This window comes from Streptomyces venezuelae, assembly GCF_008642355.1.
Taxonomy (GTDB): domain Bacteria; phylum Actinomycetota; class Actinomycetes; order Streptomycetales; family Streptomycetaceae; genus Streptomyces; species Streptomyces venezuelae_B.
Genome location: NZ_CP029193.1, coordinates 4,581,099 through 4,601,181 on the forward strand (window position 1 = coordinate 4,581,099; position 20,083 = coordinate 4,601,181).

Below are 20,083 nucleotides of genomic sequence, written 5' to 3' on the forward strand. Positions count from 1 at the left end.
CCCGACGCGCGATGCGCCGGGGGCCGTCGTCCGTATACGTGCGTCCTCAGAGGTTGTCGGGCAGCTTCAGCACCGGATAGCTGCCCGTGTTCGTGGGCGCGTGCTCCGGCAGCCAGAGCACCGCGACCGCGCCCTCGGACGGCACATCGGGAGCCGCGCCCGCGGGGCGTACGTTGCGGAAGGTGAGCCGCGCGCCGAGCACCCGCGCCTGGCCCGCCGCGATCGTCAGACCGAGGCCGTGCCCGTGACCCGCGCGGTCCGTGCTGCCCGTGCGGAACCGGCTCGGGCCCTCGTCCAGGAGCGCTTCGGGGAAGCCGGGCCCGTGGTCGCGCACCCGGACCACGCGGCCCTCGACGCTGACCTCGATGGGCGGCCTGCCGTGCTTGGCCGCGTTCGCGACGAGGTTGCCGAGGATGCGCTCCAGGCGGCGCGGGTCGGTGGTGACCTCCGACTCGTGCACCACCGTCACCGTCACGTCCGTGGACAGGACAGACATGCGCCGGGACACGAACTCGCCCAGCGTGATGTCCTGCAGCTCCGCGCGCTCGGCGGCGGAGTCGAGACGCGCCACTTCGAGCACGTCCTCGACGAGGGTGCGCATCGCCTGCGCGCGGTCCCTGACCAGCTCGCTCGGCCGGCCGGGCGGCAGCAGCTCGGCGGCCGTCAGCAGCCCGGTCACCGGAGTGCGCAGCTCGTGCGCGATGTCCGCGGTCACCCGCCGCTCGGCCTCCAGGCGCTGCTTGAGCGCGTCGGCCATGGCGTCCACGGCGCTCGCCACGTCGTCGGTCTCGTCCTTCACGACACCGCCGATCGCCTCGCGGACGCTCACGTCCGTCTGGCCCTGCGCGACCTCGCTCGCCGCCGTCGCCGCCTTGCGCAGCCGCCGCGACAGCTGCCCGCCGATGAGGACGCCGAGGGCACAGCCGCCGAAGACGACCGCGATCGAACCGATGACGAGGGCCTGGTCGAGGTCCTTCATCACGGTGGCGCTGCGGTCGGTGAAGCGGGAGTGCAGCGACAGGACGTGGCCGTCCGCGAGCGGCACGGCGGCCCAGATGTCGGGCACGCCGTCCGGTTTCTGCTCGACGTACGTGGCGCGGCGGCCGGTGAGGACCTTCTGCCGCAGCTCCTGGGGCAGCTCGGGGTCGTCGACCTTGGTGCCGAACTGCAGCGTCTGGCGCTGGGACGCGGAGGAATAGAGGCGCAGCGCGAACTGGATGCGCTCGTCCTGCACGTCGCGCGCGTTGTCGAGCATCGAGACGCGCGCGGCGTTGTGCACGACCAGGCTCAGGGCGATCGCGACCAGCGCGCCGACCAGGGCGATCGCGGCGGCGATCTTCCAGCGCACGCCGGTGCGCAGCTGTACGCCGTGGCGACGGAGCCGCCCGCCGAAGCCCCGGCCGGTCCGGGAGCCCCCGCTGGACCGGAAGCCGTCGTCGGACCGGGAGCCCCCGCCGGGCCGGAAGCCGTCGTCGGCCCGGGAGGTCCCGCCGGGCCGGAACACCTCGCGGACACGCCCGGCCGCTCTGCGCCCCCCGTTCATATGCGCTGTCCCCTGTGTTTCCTGTGTTCCCTGATCGTTGCCGGGTGCGGCACGGGTCCCGCTCACGCCTTGAGCTTGTAACCGAAGCCGCGGACCGTCTCGATGCGGTCCTGGCCCACCTTCGTGCGCAGCCGCTGCACGTGGACGTCGACGACGCGGGTGTCACCGCCCCAGCCGTAGTCCCACACCCGCTCCAGGAGCTTGTCGCGGGAGAGGACCGTGCCGGGCGCGGACGAGAATTCGAGCAGCAGCCGCATCTCGGTCGGCGTCAGGGCCACCGGCGCCCCGCCCCGGTGCACCTCCATGCCGACCGTGTCGATCTCCAGGTCGCCGAAGGTCAGCACCCCGCCGTCCTCCGCGTCGCCCTCGTCGTGGCCGCCGCCCGCCGAGCCGGGGCCACTGGCGTGTCCGAAGCGGCGCAGGACGGCGCGGATGCGGGCGACCAGGACGGCGCCGTCGAACGGCTTGGTCACGTAGTCGTCGGCGCCCGCCTCCAGGCCGAGCACGACGTCGATGGAGTCGGCGCGGGCCGACAGCATGATCACGGGGACCGTCGACTCCTCGCGGATGCGGCGGCACAGCGAGACGCCGTCCATGCCGGGCACCATCACGTCGAGCAGCGCGATGTCCGGCCGGTCGGCGCGGAACGCCTCCAGGCCCGCGAGACCGTCCGGCATGGCGGTCACGGCAAAACCGTCGCGCTCCAGGGCGAGCTGGGTGGCCTCACGGATGACGTCGTCGTCCTCGACGAACAGGACGTGGGTCTGCTCTGCCATCGGGTGCTCTCAGTCCTTCTCGGTGCGTCGGGTGCGTCGGATGCGTCACGAACGGTCGTCACGGGATGCGTCAGTCGACGGACGGCTCGGTCGGCCCGTCGCCCACCGCGTTTCCGAAGTCGTTGCGCGTACGCCCCGACTCCGTGAAACGGTTCGTCGACCAGCGGTACGTGATCACTTCCTCGCCGGAGGGATACGCCACCGAGTCGCCCGACTCGTACAACTGCTTCGTCACGACCAGGTCGCCCCGGTCGATCTCGGCGTAGACGGAGGCGGGCTCCTCGGCCTGGAAGACATTCTCGTACCCATCGCCCTGGGCGCGATAGACGTAACTACCGATCCCCACGGCGTCACCGCAGGTCAGCACGTTCACCACGACATCGGACGCGGATCCTCCGGTCAGGTTCCCGTACGACACGTCGACCGGGTAGGCCTTGCCCACGCACGGCTTCAGGTCCCGCTTGATCGACGGGCTGACCTTCGGGTCCTCCTTGACGAGCCGCACCGCGTCGATCTTCTTCGCGGGCACGGACGCGGAGGGCGATGAGGACGGCGCGGTGGAGACGACGGGCTCGCTGTGGGCGGGACCCTCGTCCCGCGCGCCGGATCCGCCCGTCGAACAGGCGGAGAGCAAAAGGCCGAGGGCGGCGAACCCGGCCGTCGCCGCGCTCACCGCCTGCACGTTGGGTCCGACCCGGGGGCCTAGGCCGCGCAACTCTCCCGCTCCTCACGTTCGAGCGCGCGCGCGTCCAGGTCACGGCTCTCCAGCTCCTGACGGAGCCTGGCGAGCGCCCGGTGCAGCGTGCTCTTGACCGTTCCGGCCGACATGCCGAGGGCGGCGGCCGTCTCCTCCGTGGACATCTGCTCCCAGTGTCGCAGCACGACCACGCTGCGCTGCTTGGGTGCGAGCACCTTCATGATGTCCATCAGCAGCGCGCGGTCCGCGTGCTGCTCGGTGGAGTCTTCCACGCTCGCGTCGGGCAGCTGCTCGGTGGGCACCTCTTCGAGCTTGCGGGCGCGCCACCACTCGGTGCGGGTGTTGATCATGACGCGGCGCAGGTAGGCGTCCGCGAGCCGCTTGTCGGCTATGCCGTCCCAGCGGCCGTACGTCCGCACGAGAGCGGTCTGCAGCAGGTCCTGGGCGTCCACGGGGTCCGGGACCAGGCGCCGGGCACTGCGCAGCAGGGCATCCTGCCGAGTGCGGACGTACTCTTCGAACTCGAGCACCTCGCCGTGCGCCATATCAAACCGCCTCCGTTCCGTCCCCATTGCCGACCGCCGTCCCTGCTGTGCGGTACAGGTAAGAAGCTACGGAGGCGTTGTCACGAGGTTGTGCGGAGCAGCCAGCGGCGGACGCACGGCTGTACGTAGGTTGTGTAACAGAAGTAGGCCCTGAGTAAATGCCTGCGTTTACCAGGGCCTCAAGCGCCCCGGCCATCGGGTCGAAGGCGCACAGGTCGGGGAAACCGTGCGATAACCGGTCAGGTGAGAGGCAGTCGGTACAAACCGTCCGGCAGCGGCTCCACGAGACCGTCCGCGACCAGACCGTCCAGCGCGCGGGCCCGCTGCACCGGCTCGTCCCACACCCGGTCGAGCACGGTCTGCGGCACGGGCGCGACGGCCTCGCGCAGGACGGCGAGCAGCTTGCCCCGCACCTGCCGGTCCGTTCCCGCGTACGTCTGACCGCGGCGCGCCGGTCCTTCGTGCGCGGGCTTCCCCGCCACCCGCCAGGCACACTGCGCGGCGATCGGACACGCCCCGCAGTTCTCGTTCTTCGCCGTGCAGACCAGGGCGCCCAGCTCCATGGACGCCGCCGCCCAGCGGGACGCGGTCTCCTCGTCCTCGGGCAGGAGGGCGCGGGCGAGCTTGCGCTCGGCGGCGGTCGTCGCGTTCGGCGGGTACTGCACGCCGGTCACGGCCCGCGCGAAGACGCGGCGCACGTTGGTGTCGAGCACGGCGTGCCGCTGCCCGTACGCGAACGAGGCCACGGCCGCCGCCGTGTACTCCCCGATGCCGGGCAGCGCGAGCAACTGGGCGTGCTGCCGCGGTACGTCGCCGCCGTGCCGTTCCGTTATGGCGACGGCCGCGCCGTGCAGCCGCAGGGCGCGACGCGGATACCCGAGCCGCCCCCAGGCGCGCACGGCTTCCCCGGGCGCTTCCTTGGCGAGGTCGGCGGGGCGGGGCCAGCGGGCCATCCACTGCTCGTACACGGGCAGGACGCGGCTGACGGGCGTCTGCTGGAGCATGAACTCGCTGACCATCACGCCCCACGGCCCGGCGTCCTCACGACGCCACGGCAGATCACGGGCATGCGTGTCGAACCACGCGATGACGGGACGGTGCAGGGACTCGCCTGCGGGCTCGGGGGCGTCCCCGGGGACGGGGCTGTTCGGCAGGGGCTTCGTGGGCGCAGTCATGGCACGTCCGATCCTGCCACGGCCCCGCCGACACACGAGCCAACCGCGCGGCTCGCGCTGCGGTTTTCGCCGGGCCGGCCGCTCGCCGGCGACTTCCTGGGGCCGCGGGTACGGGGCGTCCCAGAGGCCGGGGAACACCGTGCCCGCCCGCGCAGCACCGGGAGCGCGGGGACCATCCTGGGCGCACGGGCAACGGCACGACCAGCCACGACGGGCGGGGTGGGTCAGGGGGCGCGGGGTACTGCGCGAGCGTCCACGGTGGGCCTGTGGTCGGCGGCGAAGGCCGGGCAGGGGAGGCGGGTGCGGCTGGTGTTGCGGGTTGCGCCGGGTGGGCCGCTCGGCATCGGTGCAGGCCAGCCTTCTGGTGGGCGCGGGTGTGGGGTGGGTCAGGGGCGCGGGGAACTGCGCGACCAGCGACGACGTGCCTGCGGTCGGGGTCAGAGCGGGGTGGGTCAGTGGGTGCGGGGTGTTGCGCGGGTGGCCATGGTGGGCCTGTGGTCGGCGGTGAAGGTCGGGCAGGGGAGGCGGGTGCGGCTGGTGGTGCGGGTCGTGCCGGGTGGGCCGCTCGGCATCGGTGCAGGCCAGCCTTCTGGTGGGTGCGGGTGTGGGGTGGGTCAGGGGCGCGGGGAACTGCGCGAGCGGCCACGACGGGCCTGCGGTCGGGGTCAGAGCGGGGTGGGTCAGGGGCGCGGGGAACTGCGCGACCAGCGACGACGGGTCTGCGGTCGGCCTCGGAGCGGGGTGGGTCAGGGGGCGCGGGGTGTTGCGCGAGTGGCCATGGTGGGCCTGCGGTCGGAGGCCGTCGGGCGGGACCTGACGATCGGCAGAGGCGGGGAACCGCCGGCGGCCAGTAGCGTCGGCGGCGTGGATCAGGGAACGGGGAACCGCGCAGGGAGAAGCCTCGGCAGAGGTACAAGAGGCGTGCTGCTCTGGATCGCACTCGCCACCCCCGTCGTGAGCGTCGACCGACTGGGCCTCAACGAACCCCGCTCCGCCGGACAGCAGCTCGCCGGGCTCGTCGTGCTCGCCGCCGCCGTCACCCTCCGCCGAGCCCACCCCCTCCCCGCCTTCCTCCTCACCGCCGCCCTCGGCCTCGCCACTGCCCCCTCCCTCTTCACCCTCGCCTACGGCCCCGCCTTCGCCGTCCTCGCACTGTTCCTCGGCCGCCGCGCCGACCGCGCGAGGACCGCGCTCATCGGCTTCGGCGGCATCGCCGTCGTCGGCACGCTCAAGGTCGCCGTACGCGGCGTCGACCCGACCGTCGAGTGGGCCGTCCTCATGGCGACGCTCGTCTTCGGCGCGGTCTTCCCCTGGCTCGCGGGCCGCTACTGGCGCCAGGGCCGGGAACTGGCCGCGGCCGGCTGGGCCCGCGCCGACCAGTTGGAACGCGAGCAGCGCATCGTCGCCGACCGCGCCCGGCTGCGCGAACGGGCCCGCATCGCCCAGGACATGCACGACTCCCTGGGGCACGAACTGAGCCTGATCGCCGTACGCGCGGGGGCACTCCAGGTCGCCCCCGACCTGCCGGACCCGCACCGCGCGGCCGCCGCCGACCTCCGCGCGGCCGCCTCGCAGGCCACCGACCGACTGCACACCATCATCGGCCTGCTCCGCGAGGAGGGCGACGAACAGGCGCCACTGGCCCCCGTGGGCGAGAGCGTCGAGGCACTGGTCGCGCGCGCCCAGCAATCGGGGCTGCGCATCACGTACGTGGATGAGCGGGGTCGTCCGGGGGCGCAGAGAGGCCCGGCGCGCCGGGAGTCGACCGAGGGGACCGAGCGGACCGAGGGGACCGTCCACCGCGTCGTCCAGGAAGCCCTGACCAACGCCGCGAAGCACGCGCCGGGCGCCCACGTCACCGTCACGGTCACGCGGGACGGCCCCGCGACGAAGGTGACCGTCACCAACGGCCGTAGCGGAGCGCAGGGTTCCGATGTTCCCGCGCCCCCGTCCGGCGGCGGCTCAGGCCTCCGCGCCCTGCGCACCCGTGTCACGGACCTCGACGGCACGCTCGAAGCGGGCCCGCACGGCGACGGCTTCCGGGTCACCGCCCGTCTCCCCGACCGGGGCATCACCCCACGGCCCGCCGCGCCCACCGCGCCCACCGCACCCCGCCTCACCGAGGCCCGCCGCCGTACCGCCCTCGGCTTCGGCGCCGCCGTCGCCACGGGAGCGCTGCTCGTCGGAGGCACCTTCGCCTGGTACGCGTACACCCGCACGCACTCCGTCCTCGACCCCACCGACTACGCACGCCTCCGCGTCGGCGACCCCCGCGCCGAGGTCGAACGCGTCCTCCCCGACCGGACCGTCGCCGACCCACCCCTCGAACGCGCGCCGACCCCGCCCCCGCGGGGCGCCGACTGCGCGTACTACCGGTCGAGCGGCGAACTCTTCACCTCAGTGGCGCACTTCAGGCTCTGCTTCGAGGGCGACGACCGGGAGGCCCGTCTCGTGGACAAGGCGGTCATCCCGACCACCCAGGACCAACAGAACCAGGATCAACAGAACAGGGAGCGTGTGCGATGAACGAGGTGCGACCTGCGGCGGACGGCTCCCCTGCCATCCGCGTCCTCCTCGCCGACGACGAGGCCATGATCAGGGCCGGCGTGCGCGCCATCCTCGCCGCGGGGCGGGACATCGAGGTCGTCGCGGAGGCCGGCGACGGGCGGGAGGCCGTGGCGCTGGCGCAGGCCCACCGGCCCGACGTCGCGCTGCTCGACATCCGCATGCCGCTCCTCGACGGCCTGACCGCGGGGGAGGAGATCGTACGGACGGCGCCCGGCACCGCGGTGGCGATGCTGACGACGTTCTCCGAGGACGCGTACATCGCGCGCGCCCTCGCCGGCGGAGCCACCGGCTTCCTGCTGAAGTCCGGCGACCCGCACGAACTCATCGCGGGCGTACGGGCGGTGGCGGGCGGCGCCGCCTTCCTCTCGCCGAAGGTCGCCCGGCACGTCATCGACGGCTTCGGCGCCCGCCGCATGGGCCGCGGCGCCACCGCCCGCGCCCGCGTCGAGGCGCTCACCCCGCGCGAACGCGAGGTGCTCGGCCTGGTCGGCGCGGGCCTGTCCAACCCGGAGATCGCCGCGCGCCTGCACCTCGTCGAGGGCACGGTCAAGGCGTACGTGAGCGCGGTCCTCGACCGGCTCGGGGTCAGGAACCGCGTTCAGGCGGCGATCGTCGCGTACGAGGCGGAACTCGTCCCGGAGACGGACTGACTCCGCGCTCCGGGACGGGGCGTCCGGTTCAGTGGGGCCGCTGCGTGTCGTCCCGGCGGATCGTCATGGTGGGCGGGTCGTACGCGCCGGGGTTGTGGACCGGCGGCTGGTGGGAGGGCGCCGGTGCCGGCGCCGGGGCGGATGCCTGAGCGGGGATGTGCGCGCGGCCTCGACCGCGTCCCCGGCCGGGACCCGGGCCCGCGAACCACGTCACGATCCCCGTGGACGACCCGCGCATCGCCAGCGTGATCCGCGCCACCGGACGCGTCGCGACGCGTACGAGCAGGAACACGATCAGCGCGCCGAAGACGAGACCCACCGCCACGTCGTGCGGGTAGTGGACACCGACGAACACCCGCGAGAAGGCCATGAGAACGGCCATCGGAACGGTCAGCGCCGCGATGCGCGGCCAGGCCAGGGCGAGACCGATGGCGGCGGCGCCCGCGATGGTCGAGTGGTTGCTGGGGAAGGACCAGTCGCCGTGCGGCGGGCACTCGACGAGCGGCGTCAGCGCGCCGGACACCGCCCGGCACGGACGCTCCTCGTCGATCGCGGACTTGGCCAGTTCGCTGCACACGTACGCCACCGCCGTGGCGAGAGGAGCGAGCACCGCGACCGCCAGGGCACGGGGATCCCCGCGCCTGGCCCGCCACCAGGCGACGATGAAGAGCACCCCGAACAGCAGCAGTCCGAGCTCCGTCCACACCTCGGCGAGGTGCTGGAACCACGAGGGTGTGTCGTGGGCGAACTCGGTGATATCGCGGTAGAGATCGTCGGTCATGGTGTCCATGATTACGGACGGTACGTAGTGCGGCCGAATCGTCACACCTGGCGATCGTCCGATCACGCACCTGACGATGGACAGGGGACAAGAGGCGTCCCGGGATGATGATCCGGAAACTTTGTCGCTCAAGGCGGCGGGTGGGGCGGGAGAAGCGGCGGTTCTCTCGTAAGGTTTGGGCGTGGGATCTCTGCGCAATCCGGTCGGGCCGCTTCCCTCCACCATCTACTGGCGTCGGAGGGCCGTTCTGCTGTCCGTACTGGGCCTCCTGGTGCTCCTCGTCGTCTGGATCGTCACCTCGGGTGGCGGGGGCGGCGGCAACAACGCGGACGGGCCGGGCGGCAACGGCCCCGCCACGTCCATCACTCCGGGCCCCGGCGAGTCCGGCCCCGCGATCAGTGAACACCCGGGCGGACGGGACGAGTCGAGCGAGGGCTCCGGCTCGGGCTCGGGCGGTTCCGGTGGTTCGGGGGGCGGGTCGGGCTCCGGTGGATCGGGCGGCTCCGGCGGCGCGGAGGGCACCGGCGGCGGGGGCTCCGGTGACGACGCGAAGGGCGGCGGAGGGTCGGGCGACCGGCTTCCGGCCGGTACGAAGCTCCCCAACTGCACCAGTGACGACGTGAAGTTGACGGTGCGCAGCATCGAGAACCGGTACGCGGTCGACGAGAAGCCGAAGTTCGAGCTGATCGCCGAGAACAGCGGCGGCAAGGCGTGCAAGGTCGATCTCGGCGGCAAGGGCACGGTGCTGACGATCACTCAGGCCGAGGGCGACGACGAGTTCTGGTCCTCGGCGGACTGCCCCGAGGACAGCGGGAGCCTGCTGCTGCGCGTGCCGGCGGAGGGCCGGATCACGCACTCCGTGCAGTGGGACCGGCGGGCCAGCGAGCCGCAGTGCGCGACGCCTTCGGCGGGGAAGGCGTCTCCGGGCACGTACCTGGTCGAAGCGGATGCCCCCGGCCTCGGCAAGGCCCAGGCCTCCTTCGTCCTCGAAAAGGACTAGCCCGCGCGGAGCGGTGCCGCCCGCCGGAGGCTAGACGTACCGCTCCAGGATCGACGACTCCGCCAGCCGCGACAGGCCCTCGCGGACGCTCCTCGCTCGGGCCTCGCCGACGCCGTCCACCGTCTGGAGGTCGTCCACGCTCGCGGCGAGGAGCTTCTGGAGGCCGCCGAAGTGCTCGACCAGGCGGTCGATGATCGCGCCGGGGAGGCGGGGGACCTTCGCGAGGAGGCGGAAGCCCCGCGGGGACACCGCGGAGTCCAGCGCCTCGGGGGAGCCCGTGTAGCCGAGCGCCCGCGCCACCGTGGGGAGTTCGAGGAGCTCCGCGTGCGTGAGGGAGTCCAGCTCGGCCAGCGCCTCGTCGACCGTGCGCGACCGCTTGGCCGTCGGCTCGGGCACGTAGTCCCGCACGACCAGCTCGCGCTCGGGCTCGACACCCGCGATCAACTCGTCCAGCTGGAGGGCGAGGAGACGCCCGTCCGTGCCGAGCTCCACCACGTACTCGGCGATCTCCGTCGCGATGCGGCGCACCATCTCGAGGCGCTGCGCGACGGCGGTGACGTCCCGCACCGTCACCAGGTCCTCGATCTCCAGCGCCGACAGCGTGCCCGCGACCTCGTCGAGCCGCAGCTTGTACCGCTCAAGAGTGGCGAGCGCCTGGTTCGCGCGGGACAGGATCGCCGCCGAGTCCTCGAGGACGCGCCGCTGGCCGTCCACGTACAGCGCGATCAGCCGCATGGACTGGGAGACGGAGACCACGGGGAAGCCGACCTGCTTGCTCACGCGGTCCGCCGTGCGGTGCCGCGTGCCCGTCTCCTCCGTGGGGATCGTCGGATCCGGCACGAGCTGCACACCGGCACGCAGGATCTTCGTGATGTCCTTGTCGAGGACGATGCCACCGTCGAGCTTGCACAGCTCACGCAGGCGCGTCGCCGTGAACTCGACGTCCAGGATGAAGCCGCCCGTGCACATCGACTCGACCGTCTTGTCCCAGCCGAGGACGATCAGGCCGCCCGTGTTGCCGCGGAGGATGCGCTCCAGGCCGTCCCGCAGTGCCATCCCGGGCGCGACGGCGCTCAGGGAGGCGCGCATCAGCCCATCGGCACCGGAGCCCGAACCCGGCTTGCCGGGAACCGATGCCCGGTCGTTGGCTGCCACTGCACTCCCTCGGTCGCAGGTTCTCCAGGCCTTCGCCGGCACCTTGCTTCGTACGGATGGGCGAGACCAGGGCAAAGTCTACCGGCGCTGTTCCTCCTCCCGTGGGGCCTCTCGGCGACGCGACCTCGGAAGGACACGGAGGGCGTCCCCCATGTCGGCGACTTCGATGACCTTCATACCGGCGGGGATCTTCCCGGGGTCGGCCGGCACGAGGGCGTGGGTGAAGCCCAGACGGTGCGCCTCGGCCAGTCTGCGCTGGACGCCGGTGACCCGTCTGACCTCGCCCGCCAGGCCCACTTCGCCGATCGCCACGAGGTTCTTCGGCAGCGGAGTGTCACTCGCGGCGCTGGCCAGGGCGAGGGCGACGGCGAGGTCCGCCGCGGGCTCGGAGAGCTTCACGCCGCCGACCGTCGCGCTGTAGATGTCGCGCTTGCCGAGCGCGGTGATCCGGCCGCGCTGTTCCAGGACGGCCAGCATCATCGAGACGCGGGAGGTCTCCAGGCCGGACGTGGTGCGGCGGGGGGAGGGGATCTGCGAGTCGACGGTGAGCGCCTGGACCTCGGCCACCAGCGGGCGGCGGCCCTCCAGGGTGACGGTCAGACAGGTCCCGGGAACGGGCTCGGCGCGCCGGGTGAGGAAGAGGCCGCTGGGGTCGGCGAGTCCGGTGATGCCCTCGTCGTGCAGCTCGAAGCAGCCGACCTCGTCCGTCGTCCCGTACCGGTTCTTGACGCCGCGGACCAGACGCAGGCGCGCGTGCCGGTCGCCCTCGAACTGCAGGACCACGTCGACGAGGTGCTCCAGGAGGCGGGGGCCCGCGATGGCGCCGTCCTTGGTGACGTGTCCGACCAGGAGCGTGGACATGCCGCGCTCCTTGGAGGCGCGGATCAGCGCGCCCGCGACCTCGCGGACCTGCGCCATGCCGCCGGGCGCCCCGTCGATCTCGGGGGAGGCGACCGTCTGGACGGAGTCGAGGATCAGCAGGGAGGGCTTGACCGCGTCCAAGTGCCCGAGGACCGCGGCGAGATCGGTCTCGGCGGCGAGGTACAGGTGGTCGTCGATGGCGCCGATGCGGTCGGCGCGCAGCCGCACCTGGCTCGCCGACTCCTCACCCGTCACATAGAGCGTGCGGTGCGCGTCGCTCGCCGCCTTCGCCGCGACGTCCAGGAGCAGCGTGGACTTGCCGACACCCGGCTCGCCCGCGAGCAGCACCACGGCGCCGGGGACCAGACCGCCGCCGAGCACCCGGTCCAGCTCGGGCACGCCGGTGGAGCGCGCGGTGGCCTGCCGCCCGTCGACCTCGCCGATCGGGACGGCGGAGGAGGTGACGCGGCCGGGGGCGGTGGTGCGGACCGCGGGCGCGCCGTACTCCTCCACCGTCCCCCACGCCTGGCATTCGGGGCAGCGGCCGAGCCACTTGGCCGTCTGCCAGCCGCACTCCGTGCAGCGGTAGGACGGACGGTCCTTGGTGGATTTCGTACGGGCAGCCATGGTCGAAACCGTAGCCGAGCCCACTGACAACGCCGCCGAGCCCACCGACGAAGACCCCACGTCCGTCACGTGTGCGGGCCGGGCCCACGGAATCGGGGCTTCCTGTCCCCTTTTGAGGGATCTGTTCACCCGTAAGGATTAAATGTGCTCAAGGGGGAGGAAGCGCGCTGCATCATCCGCATAACTTCGCACGGGTGATGAGCAGCAGTCCGGAATCTCCCACGAACACGACCGGCGCACACCGGGCGCACCGTGATGCGCGCAAGCGCGTGGTGCCCCGCCCGGCGCCCCGGACCATGCCTCCGGCGCGCTACGAACCGTGTCTGGACGGCCTGTTCACGTACTGCCTGTCCGTGCTCTGCGACCACGACGCGGCGACGGCGGCGCTGGGCGACGTGCTCCACCACGCCGAGCGCCGCGGCGCCCGCGGCCCCGCGGCCGAGAGCGAGCTGAAGACCTGGCTCTACGCCCTCGCCCGCTGGGTCTGCCTGCGCCGACTGGCCGAGGCGAAGCGCAGCCGGGAGGGCGGCGGCAGGCACGCGCAGGGGGCGGCCGGAACGACTTCGAACGGCGCCGACGGCGACAAGACCTCAGGTGCCCCGACGGACCCGGGACCCACAGAGACCCCGTCGGCCCCCACCGCCCCCGCTGCCGCCACCGCCCGCGCGGCCACAGAGGCCCCTGCCGCCCCGGCCCCCACCACAGACGAAGAAACCACTCGCCAACGCCGCCGCGAACTCGCCCAGCTCGCCTGGCCGGAGGCCGCAGGCACCACCCCCGAGCAGCGCGAGGCCCTCGAACTGGCCGTCCGCCACCAGCTCACCCCCGCACAGGTCGCCGCCGTCCTCGGCATGGACCTCACCAAGGCCCGCGGCCTGCTCGCCTCCGCGGCCTGCGAGGTGGAGCGCACCCGCGCCGCCCTCGCCGTCGTGGAGACCGGCAGCTGCCCCATCGTGGCCCGCCTCACCGGCGACAACCAGCTCCTGCTCGGCACCGCCCTGCGCCGCGAGCTCGTCCGGCACGTCGACGACTGCCCGCGCTGCCGCCGCACCGCCGAGCGCGCCGGCGCGACCGCCTGGCCCGGCACCGCCGTCAGCCCGGCCGCGCTCCCCGTCATCGAGGCCCCGCGTGCCGCGCTCCACAGGGCGATGGCGCACGTCCCACGCGCGCGCGGTGGTGGCCCCCGCTATGACCGGCGCGGTTTCCCGATGGACCCCAAGGACCACGCGGCCCGCCGCGACCGTTTCCGCGCGCGTGCCGTCACGACGACCGTCGTCGCCACCGTGGTGGCCGCCCCGGTGCTCGCGCTCTGGGCCGCGTACCGGGGGGCGCCGCTCACCGGCGAGGGCCACGACGGCCGTTCGGTCACCGCGAGCGAGGACGGCGGCGCCGGAGGCATCGGCGGCGACCGCGTGGACGGGTACGAGAACGCGGGCAACGCCCGCAAGGGCCCCGAACCCCGCTTCACCAAGGGCAGCCACTCACCCGACGTCTCCGTGGAGGTCATCAGCGGCGGATCGGGTTCGTCGACCGGTCCGGGCCGCCTCACCGTCGAGGCGCAGCCCAGCGGCGACACGACGCTCATCACGCTGACGGCGTCGGGTGGTTCACCCGTCCACTGGTCGGCGAGCGAGAGCGCGTCGTGGCTCTATCTGAGCCGCTCGTCGGGGACGCTCGCGCCGGGCCAGTCGGTCACCGTCCAGGTGTACGTCGACCACAACCGCGAACCGGCCGGGCACTGGCGCGCGAGGGTCTCCATCGCCCCCTCGGGCGCGATCATCGCCATCGACGGTTACGGGGACGGGCGCCCGCCGGGCCGCCCCGGACCGGGCCCACGGCCCACGGACCCCCGTCCGTCCGACCCCGGTCCCTCGAACCCGGGCCCCTCCGACCCCGGCCCCTCGGATCCCGGCCCGTCCGACCCGGGCCCGTCCGACCCCGACCCCACACCGACCCCGACGGACCCGACCCCCACCCCGACGGACCCGGGTCCGGGCTCGGGCGACACGTCACCGCCCCAGGGCGACAGCGGCGGCGGCACCGGCCCGAGCTAGGCCGGTGCCGGAAGTGCCGCCCGCCCCACAGGCCTCAGCGCTTTACGGGATCCGCCGGATGCGGTGCGAGCAGCGGAAGCTGGGAGGCCAGGCGCTCCTCGCACAGCTCCACGAGCCGGTCGTACCCCTCCTTGCCCATCAGCTCGATCAGCTCGGGCCGGTAGGAGACGTACACCGGGTCGCCCGCACCGTGCGCCGACGTCGCCGACGTGCACCACCAGTGCAGATCGTGGCCGCCGGGACCCCAGCCCCGCCGGTCGTACTCACCGATCGACACCTGCAGCACGCGCGTGTCGTCGGGCCGGTCGATCCACTCGTACGTCCGGCGCACCGGCAGCTGCCAGCACACGTCCGGCTTCGTCTCCAACGGCTCGCGGCCCTCCCGCAGCGCCAGGATGTGCAGCGAACAGCCCGCGCCGCCCTCGAAACCGGGGCGGTTCTGGAAGATGCACGAGCCGTTGTACGGACGGGTCTGACGGTCGCCGTCCTCGTCCGTGGAGACCCAGCCGGTCTCCCGGCCCACGTCGTGGTGCTGCCAAATGTCGGGCGTGAGCCGCTCGACGTACCCGGCGACCCGCTTCTCGTCGTCATCGTCCGAGAAATGGGCACCCAGCGTGCAGCAGCCGTCGGCGGCACGACCCGGCTGGATGCCCTGGCAGCCGCTGCCGAAGATGCAGTTCCAGCGAGAGGTCAGCCATGTCAGATCGCAGCGGAACGTCTGCTCGTCGTCCGCGGGATCAGGGAACTCCACCCAGGCACGGGCGAAGTCGAGCCCCTTCTCGTCCGGCTCGGCCCGCGCCACCTTCGCCGGCTTCCCGGACTTCCCCGGCTTCTCCCTCTTCGCCACCTTCCCCGGCTTCTCCGGCTTCCCCTTCTCCGTCGGCTTCTCCGACTTCTCCGTCGGCAACTCCGACGCGGCCTGCTGGATCGACGGCTTCCCCGACTTCGATTTGTCGGTCTTCGCCTTTTTCGTCTTTGGCACGTCTCCAGGGTATGCGTGCGGTCGACCGGCCGAGGCCGGTCGATCGCCCCATCCGGCGTAGCGTTCCGTACATGAGACTCGGTGTCCTCGACGTGGGGTCGAACACGGTGCATCTGCTCGTGGTCGACGCCCACCCCGGCGCGCGCCCGCTGCCCGCGCACTCCCACAAGGCCGATCTGCGCCTCGCCCAACTCCTCGACCCCGCGGGTGCGATCGGCCCCGAGGGCGTCGACCGCCTGGTGACCGTCGTCCGCGAGGCGATGGTGGCCGCCGAGGACAAGGGCGTGGAGGAAGTCCTGCCCTTCGCCACCTCGGCGGTGCGCGAGGCGAGCAACGCCGACGCGGTGCTCGCCAGGGTCAAGGACGAGACCGGCGTCGACCTGCGGGTCCTGACCGGCGAGGAGGAGGCCCGGCTCACCTTCCTGGCCGCCAGGCGCTGGTTCGGCTGGTCCGCGGGCAAGCTCCTCGTCCTCGACATCGGCGGCGGCTCCCTGGAGATCGCGTACGGCATGGACGAGGAGCCCGACGCGGCGGCCAGCCTGCCCCTCGGCGCCGGACGCCTCACCGCCGCCTGGCTGCCGACGGACCCGCCGGACCCCGCCGACGTGAAGGCGCTCCGCCGCCATGTGCGCGCGCAGATCGCGCGGACGGTCGGCGAGTTCAGCAGGTTGGGCGCGCCCGACCACATCGTGGCCACGTCGAAGACGTTCAAGCAGCTCGCCCGGCTCGCGGGCGCGGCACGCTCCGCCGACGGCCTCTACGTACAACGCGAACTGAAGCGCAAATCCCTGGAGGACTGGGTTCCGCAGCTCGCGGCGATGACCACACAGGAGCGCTCCGAGCTGCCCGGCGTCTCCGAGGGGCGGGCCGGACAGCTGCTCGCGGGGGCGCTCGTCGCGGAGGGTGCGATGGACCTCTTCGGGGTCGAGACCCTGGAGATCTGCCCGTGGGCGCTGCGCGAGGGCGTGATCCTGCGCAAGCTCGACCACCTCCCCGCATCGTGACGGGCCCCGACCAGGACGGTACGAGGCCACCTCCCCGGCGCCCCGACGCGGCCCGTACGCTGTCTCTCGTGGCAGAACCAGTGGTGCGCATCCCGGATGCGAAGGTCGCCCTGTCGACGGCCTCGGTCTATCCGGAGTCGACGGCGACGGCCTTCGAGATCGCCGCACGCCTGGGCTACGACGGCGTCGAGGTCATGGTCTGGACCGACCCCGTCAGCCAGGACATAGAGGCCCTGCGCAGACTGAGCGACTACCACCGCATCCCGATCCTCGCCGTGCACGCGCCCTGTCTGCTCATCACGCAGCGCGTCTGGTCCACGGACCCGTGGACCAAGCTGCAGCGAGCCAAGGCCGCCGCGGAGAAGCTCGACGCGTCGACCGTCGTCGTCCACCCGCCGTTCCGCTGGCAGCGGCAGTACGCCCGCGACTTCGTCGACGGAATCTGGCGCATGGCGGACGAGACGGACGTACGGTTCGCCGTCGAGAACATGTACCCCTGGCGTTACCGCGACCGCGAGATGCTCGCGTACGCACCCGACTGGGACGTCACCAAGGACGACTACCGCCACTTCACCGTCGACCTCTCGCACACCGCGACCGCCCGCACCGACGCGATGGACATGGTCGAGCGCATGGGCGACCGGCTCGGCCACGTCCACCTCGCCGACGGCAAGGGCTCCGCCAAGGACGAACACCTCGTACCGGGCCGCGGCACACAGCCCTGCGCCGAGCTCCTGGAACGCCTCGCGGTCAACGGCTTCGACGGACACGTCGTCATCGAGGTCAACACGCGCCGCGCGATGTCCAGCGCCGAACGCGAGGCCGACCTCGCCGAGGCCCTCGCCTTCACCCGCCTGCACCTGGCGTCCGCCGTGAAGGTGCCGCGCTCATGACCGCCGCCGGCGCGCCGTCGGAGGCCGCCGCCCCGCGGCGCCGGGGACGTCCCTCCCGTACGCAGACGGGGAACGGCCCCGCCACGCGCGACCAGATCCTGCGGGCGGCCCGCGAGGAATTCTCCGAACACGGCTACGCGAAGACGTCCGTACGCGGCATCGCCAAGGCCGCGGGCGTGGACCCGGCGCTCGTGCACCACTACTTCGGTACGAAGGAGCAGGTTTTCGAGGCGGCCATCACCGTCGCCTTCGCCCCTGCGCTGCAGGCGCCCGCAGCGATCGACGACGGGCCGCTCGACGGGGTCGGCGAGCGCCTCACCCGGTTCGTCCTCGGCGTCTGGGAGGACCCCGCGACGCGCGCCCCGCTGCTCGCCATCGTGCGCTCCGCCGTCGACAACGAAACGGCCGCCGCGATCTTCCGCCGCCTCATCTCCACCCAGCTCCTCGGGCACATCGCGGGCCGCCTCGGCCTGCCGGACGCGGAACTGCGGGCCGAGCTCGCGGCCGCGCAGCTCGTGGGCATCGCGATGCTGCGGTACGTGATCCAGGTGGAGCCGCTGGCCTCGGCGGACGTGGAGCACCTCGTCGCGCGGGTGGCTCCGGTGGTGCAGGGGCATCTGACGGGGGCGTGAGCGCGGGGCCGCGCGCCCCGGAGCGCGTGAGACGGCCGTCCCGCGATTCGGACAGCCTGTCCGGATCCTGGAGCCGCGGCGTACGCTCGACAGCAGTCACATCTCTCCGTGGAAGCGCGGAGACACAGACCCGCAGACAGATCGCTCAGATCGCTGAAATCCCTGAAGGAGCGAGCGACCATGCCCGAGCTCAGGTCCCGCACAGTCACCCACGGCCGCAACATGGCGGGCGCCCGCGCCCTGATGCGCGCCTCCGGTGTACCCGGGGCCGACATCGGGCGGAAGCCGATCATCGCCGTGGCCAACTCCTTCACGGAGTTCGTGCCCGGCCACACGCACCTGCAGCCCGTCGGCCGCATCGTCTCCGAGGCGATCCGCGAGGCCGGCGGCATCCCGCGCGAGTTCAACACCATCGCCGTGGACGACGGCATCGCGATGGGCCACGGCGGCATGCTGTACTCGCTGCCGTCCCGCGACCTGATCGCGGACTCCGTGGAGTACATGGTCGAGGCGCACTGCGCCGACGCCCTGATCTGCATCTCCAACTGCGACAAGATCACCCCCGGCATGCTGATGGCCGCCCTGCGCCTCAACATCCCCACGGTCTTCGTCTCCGGCGGCCCGATGGAGGCCGGCAAGGCCACCCTGGTCGACGGCACGGTCCGCAAGCTCGACCTGGTCAACGCGATCAGTGACGCGGTGAACGAGAGCATCTCGGACGAGGACATCCTCCGCATCGAGGAGAACGCCTGCCCGACCTGCGGCTCCTGCTCCGGCATGTTCACGGCCAACTCGATGAACTGCCTGACCGAGGCCATCGGCCTCTCCCTGCCGGGCAACGGCTCGGTCCTCGCCACGCACACCGCCCGCAAGAAGCTCTACGAGCGGGCCGGGCGGACGGTCGTCGACATCACCAGGCGGTACTACGACGGGGACGACGCCTCAGTCCTGCCGCGCAGCATCGCCACACACGCCGCCTTCGAGAACGCCATGGCCCTGGACATCGCCATGGGCGGCTCCACCAACACGATCCTGCACCTGCTCGCCGCCGCCCGCGAGGCCGAGGTCGACTACGACCTGAACGACATCGACGCCGTCTCGCGCCGCGTCCCCTGTCTCGCCAAGGTCGCCCCGAACGCCGCGCCCACCACGACGTACTACATGGAGGACGTGCACCGCGCGGGCGGCATCCCCGCCCTCCTCGGCGAGCTGTACCGCGGCGGCCTCCTCAACGAGGACGTGCACACCGTCCACTCGCCGTCCATCAAGGAGTGGCTGGACACCTGGGACATCCGCTCCGGCTCCGCGTCCGACGAGGCGAACGAGCTGTGGCACGCGGCGCCCGGCTGCAAGCGCTCCGCCGAGGCCTTCTCTCAGTCCGAGCGCTGGGACACCCTCGACACGGACGCCGCGGGCGGCTGCATCCGCGACGTCGCGCACGCCTACTCCAAGGACGGCGGACTCGGCGTCCTCAAGGGCAACATCGCCGTGGACGGCTGCGTCGTGAAGACCGCGGGCGTCGACGAGTCGATCTGGACCTTCGAGGGCCCCGCGGTCGTCTGCGACTCGCAGGAAGAAGCCGTCGAGAAGATCCTCAACAAGGTCGTGAAGGACGGCGACGTCGTCGTCATCCGCTACGAAGGCCCCAAGGGCGGCCCCGGCATGCAGGAGATGCTCTACCCGACGTCCTTCCTGAAGGGCCGCGGCCTGGGCAAGACCTGCGCCCTGGTCACCGACGGCCGCTTCTCCGGCGGTACGTCGGGCCTGTCCATCGGCCACGCGTCCCCCGAGGCGGCGGCCGGCGGCACGATCGCGCTCGTCGAGGACGGCGACCGCATCCGCATCGACATCCCCGCCCGCTCGATCGAACTCCTCGTCCCCGAGGAGGAGCTGACCGCACGCCGCGCGGCGCTCGGCGGCGTGTACGCGCCGAGGGCCCGCGAGCGCAAGGTCTCCGCGGCCCTGCGCGCGTACGCGGCGATGGCGACCAGCGCCGACAAGGGCGCGGTCCGGGACGTGTCGAAGCTGGGCTGACACACGGAAACTTTTCGGGGCGCGGGTGCGTCCTTGGTGTGAGACACGCACCGAGGGCGCACCCGCGCCTCCGTGTACGGGGTGCGTACGGGGTACGGGGGAGAGC

At 72.7% G+C, this 20,083-nt stretch carries 17 protein-coding genes; 8 read left to right on the forward strand and 9 right to left on the reverse strand.

Features of this window, described 5'->3' with window-relative positions:
- Positions 1–46 precede the first annotated feature (46 nt).
- The 5 genes from cseC to DEJ47_RS21290 all read right to left on the reverse strand — a co-directional run bounded on the left by cseC (position 47) and on the right by DEJ47_RS21290 (position 4,736).
- The gene (gene cseC, locus DEJ47_RS21270; RefSeq protein ID WP_150170654.1) at positions 47–1,543 is read right to left on the reverse strand and encodes a two-component system sensor histidine kinase CseC; all 1,497 of its coding nucleotides are present in this window, start codon (positions 1,541–1,543) and stop codon (positions 47–49) included.
- Between the two features lie 62 nt (positions 1,544–1,605).
- A complete protein-coding gene (gene cseB / locus DEJ47_RS21275; protein ID WP_150170656.1) occupies positions 1,606–2,319 on the reverse strand; it encodes a two-component system response regulator CseB in 714 nt (237 codons plus the stop codon).
- 70 nt (positions 2,320–2,389) lie between these two features.
- Positions 2,390–2,992: a hypothetical protein gene (locus DEJ47_RS21280; protein ID WP_150170658.1), complete on the reverse strand. Its 603-nt coding sequence runs from the start codon at positions 2,990–2,992 to the stop codon at positions 2,390–2,392.
- Positions 2,993–3,021: 29 nt separating this feature from the next.
- On the reverse strand, positions 3,022–3,561 hold the full coding sequence (locus DEJ47_RS21285) for a SigE family RNA polymerase sigma factor (RefSeq protein WP_055567865.1): 540 nt from the start codon (positions 3,559–3,561) through the stop codon (positions 3,022–3,024).
- Positions 3,562–3,800: 239 nt separating this feature from the next.
- Entirely contained in the window at positions 3,801–4,736 is a 936-nt protein-coding gene (locus DEJ47_RS21290; RefSeq protein WP_150170660.1) for an A/G-specific adenine glycosylase, read from the reverse strand.
- Between the two features lie 921 nt (positions 4,737–5,657).
- On the opposite strand from DEJ47_RS21290, the gene DEJ47_RS21295 reads away from it, so the two are divergent.
- Both DEJ47_RS21295 and DEJ47_RS21300 read left to right on the forward strand, forming a co-directional pair.
- Positions 5,658–7,262, forward strand: a complete 1,605-nt coding sequence (locus tag DEJ47_RS21295) for a histidine kinase (RefSeq protein WP_223828436.1) — start codon at positions 5,658–5,660, stop codon at positions 7,260–7,262.
- A complete protein-coding gene (locus DEJ47_RS21300; RefSeq protein ID WP_150170662.1) occupies positions 7,259–7,954 on the forward strand; it encodes a response regulator transcription factor in 696 nt (231 codons plus the stop codon). Before DEJ47_RS21295 ends, DEJ47_RS21300 begins: the two co-directional genes overlap by 4 nt.
- Before the next feature lie 28 nt (positions 7,955–7,982).
- Here the strand turns inward: DEJ47_RS21300 and DEJ47_RS21305 are convergent, their stop codons facing one another.
- On the reverse strand, positions 7,983–8,744 hold the full coding sequence (locus tag DEJ47_RS21305) for a phosphatase PAP2 family protein (protein ID WP_150170664.1): 762 nt from the start codon (positions 8,742–8,744) through the stop codon (positions 7,983–7,985).
- Between the two features lie 172 nt (positions 8,745–8,916).
- Here DEJ47_RS21305 and DEJ47_RS21310 point away from each other — a divergent pair, with 172 nt between their 5' ends.
- Positions 8,917–9,735, forward strand: coding sequence for a hypothetical protein (locus tag DEJ47_RS21310; protein WP_150170666.1), 819 nt, complete (start codon positions 8,917–8,919; stop codon positions 9,733–9,735).
- Positions 9,736–9,765: 30 nt separating this feature from the next.
- Here DEJ47_RS21310 and disA read toward each other — a convergent pair whose 3' ends face one another.
- Positions 9,766–10,890: a DNA integrity scanning diadenylate cyclase DisA gene (disA, locus tag DEJ47_RS21315; RefSeq protein ID WP_150170668.1), complete on the reverse strand. Its 1,125-nt coding sequence runs from the start codon at positions 10,888–10,890 to the stop codon at positions 9,766–9,768.
- Positions 10,891–10,968: 78 nt separating this feature from the next.
- Entirely contained in the window at positions 10,969–12,378 is a 1,410-nt protein-coding gene (radA, locus tag DEJ47_RS21320) for a DNA repair protein RadA (RefSeq protein WP_150170670.1), read from the reverse strand.
- A gap of 197 nt (positions 12,379–12,575) precedes the next feature.
- On the opposite strand from radA, the gene DEJ47_RS21325 reads away from it, so the two are divergent.
- A complete protein-coding gene (locus DEJ47_RS21325; RefSeq protein ID WP_223828437.1) occupies positions 12,576–14,432 on the forward strand; it encodes a BACON domain-containing protein in 1,857 nt (618 codons plus the stop codon).
- A 34-nt stretch (positions 14,433–14,466) separates the two neighbouring features.
- Here DEJ47_RS21325 and DEJ47_RS21330 read toward each other — a convergent pair whose 3' ends face one another.
- Entirely contained in the window at positions 14,467–15,414 is a 948-nt protein-coding gene (locus DEJ47_RS21330) for a hypothetical protein (protein ID WP_150170674.1), read from the reverse strand.
- A gap of 71 nt (positions 15,415–15,485) precedes the next feature.
- Here DEJ47_RS21330 and DEJ47_RS21335 point away from each other — a divergent pair, with 71 nt between their 5' ends.
- The 4 genes from DEJ47_RS21335 to ilvD all read left to right on the forward strand — a co-directional run bounded on the left by DEJ47_RS21335 (position 15,486) and on the right by ilvD (position 19,977).
- Positions 15,486–16,418: a Ppx/GppA phosphatase family protein gene (locus tag DEJ47_RS21335; protein ID WP_150170677.1), complete on the forward strand. Its 933-nt coding sequence runs from the start codon at positions 15,486–15,488 to the stop codon at positions 16,416–16,418.
- 68 nt (positions 16,419–16,486) lie between these two features.
- The gene (locus tag DEJ47_RS21340; protein WP_190415485.1) at positions 16,487–17,311 is read left to right on the forward strand and encodes a sugar phosphate isomerase/epimerase family protein; all 825 of its coding nucleotides are present in this window, start codon (positions 16,487–16,489) and stop codon (positions 17,309–17,311) included.
- Positions 17,308–17,943, forward strand: a complete 636-nt coding sequence (locus tag DEJ47_RS21345) for a TetR/AcrR family transcriptional regulator (protein WP_150170679.1) — start codon at positions 17,308–17,310, stop codon at positions 17,941–17,943. The genes DEJ47_RS21340 and DEJ47_RS21345 overlap by 4 nt, the downstream gene beginning before the upstream one ends.
- A 180-nt stretch (positions 17,944–18,123) precedes the next feature.
- Positions 18,124–19,977 (forward strand): dihydroxy-acid dehydratase, encoded by a 1,854-nt coding sequence (gene ilvD, locus DEJ47_RS21350; protein WP_150170681.1) that lies wholly within the window; start codon positions 18,124–18,126, stop codon positions 19,975–19,977.
- The last annotated feature ends 106 nt before the right edge of the window (positions 19,978–20,083 follow it).

Excerpts from the sequence above, each read along its gene's own strand:
- cseC (WP_150170654.1), bottom strand. The coding sequence starts at position 1,543 with ATGAACGGGGGGCGCAGAGCGGCCGGGCGTGTCCGCGAGGTGTTCCGG.
- DEJ47_RS21345 (WP_150170679.1), top strand. The coding sequence starts at position 17,308 with ATGACCGCCGCCGGCGCGCCGTCGGAGGCCGCCGCCCCGCGGCGCCGG.
- DEJ47_RS21305 (WP_150170664.1), bottom strand. The coding sequence starts at position 8,744 with ATGGACACCATGACCGACGATCTCTACCGCGATATCACCGAGTTCGCC.
- DEJ47_RS21300 (WP_150170662.1), top strand. The coding sequence starts at position 7,259 with ATGAACGAGGTGCGACCTGCGGCGGACGGCTCCCCTGCCATCCGCGTC.
- radA (WP_150170670.1), bottom strand. The coding sequence starts at position 12,378 with ATGGCTGCCCGTACGAAATCCACCAAGGACCGTCCGTCCTACCGCTGC.
- DEJ47_RS21325 (WP_223828437.1), top strand. The coding sequence starts at position 12,576 with ATGAGCAGCAGTCCGGAATCTCCCACGAACACGACCGGCGCACACCGG.
- ilvD (WP_150170681.1), top strand. The coding sequence starts at position 18,124 with ATGCCCGAGCTCAGGTCCCGCACAGTCACCCACGGCCGCAACATGGCG.
- cseB (WP_150170656.1), bottom strand. The coding sequence starts at position 2,319 with ATGGCAGAGCAGACCCACGTCCTGTTCGTCGAGGACGACGACGTCATC.
- DEJ47_RS21335 (WP_150170677.1), top strand. The coding sequence starts at position 15,486 with ATGAGACTCGGTGTCCTCGACGTGGGGTCGAACACGGTGCATCTGCTC.
- DEJ47_RS21290 (WP_150170660.1), bottom strand. The coding sequence starts at position 4,736 with ATGACTGCGCCCACGAAGCCCCTGCCGAACAGCCCCGTCCCCGGGGAC.
- DEJ47_RS21285 (WP_055567865.1), bottom strand. The coding sequence starts at position 3,561 with ATGGCGCACGGCGAGGTGCTCGAGTTCGAAGAGTACGTCCGCACTCGG.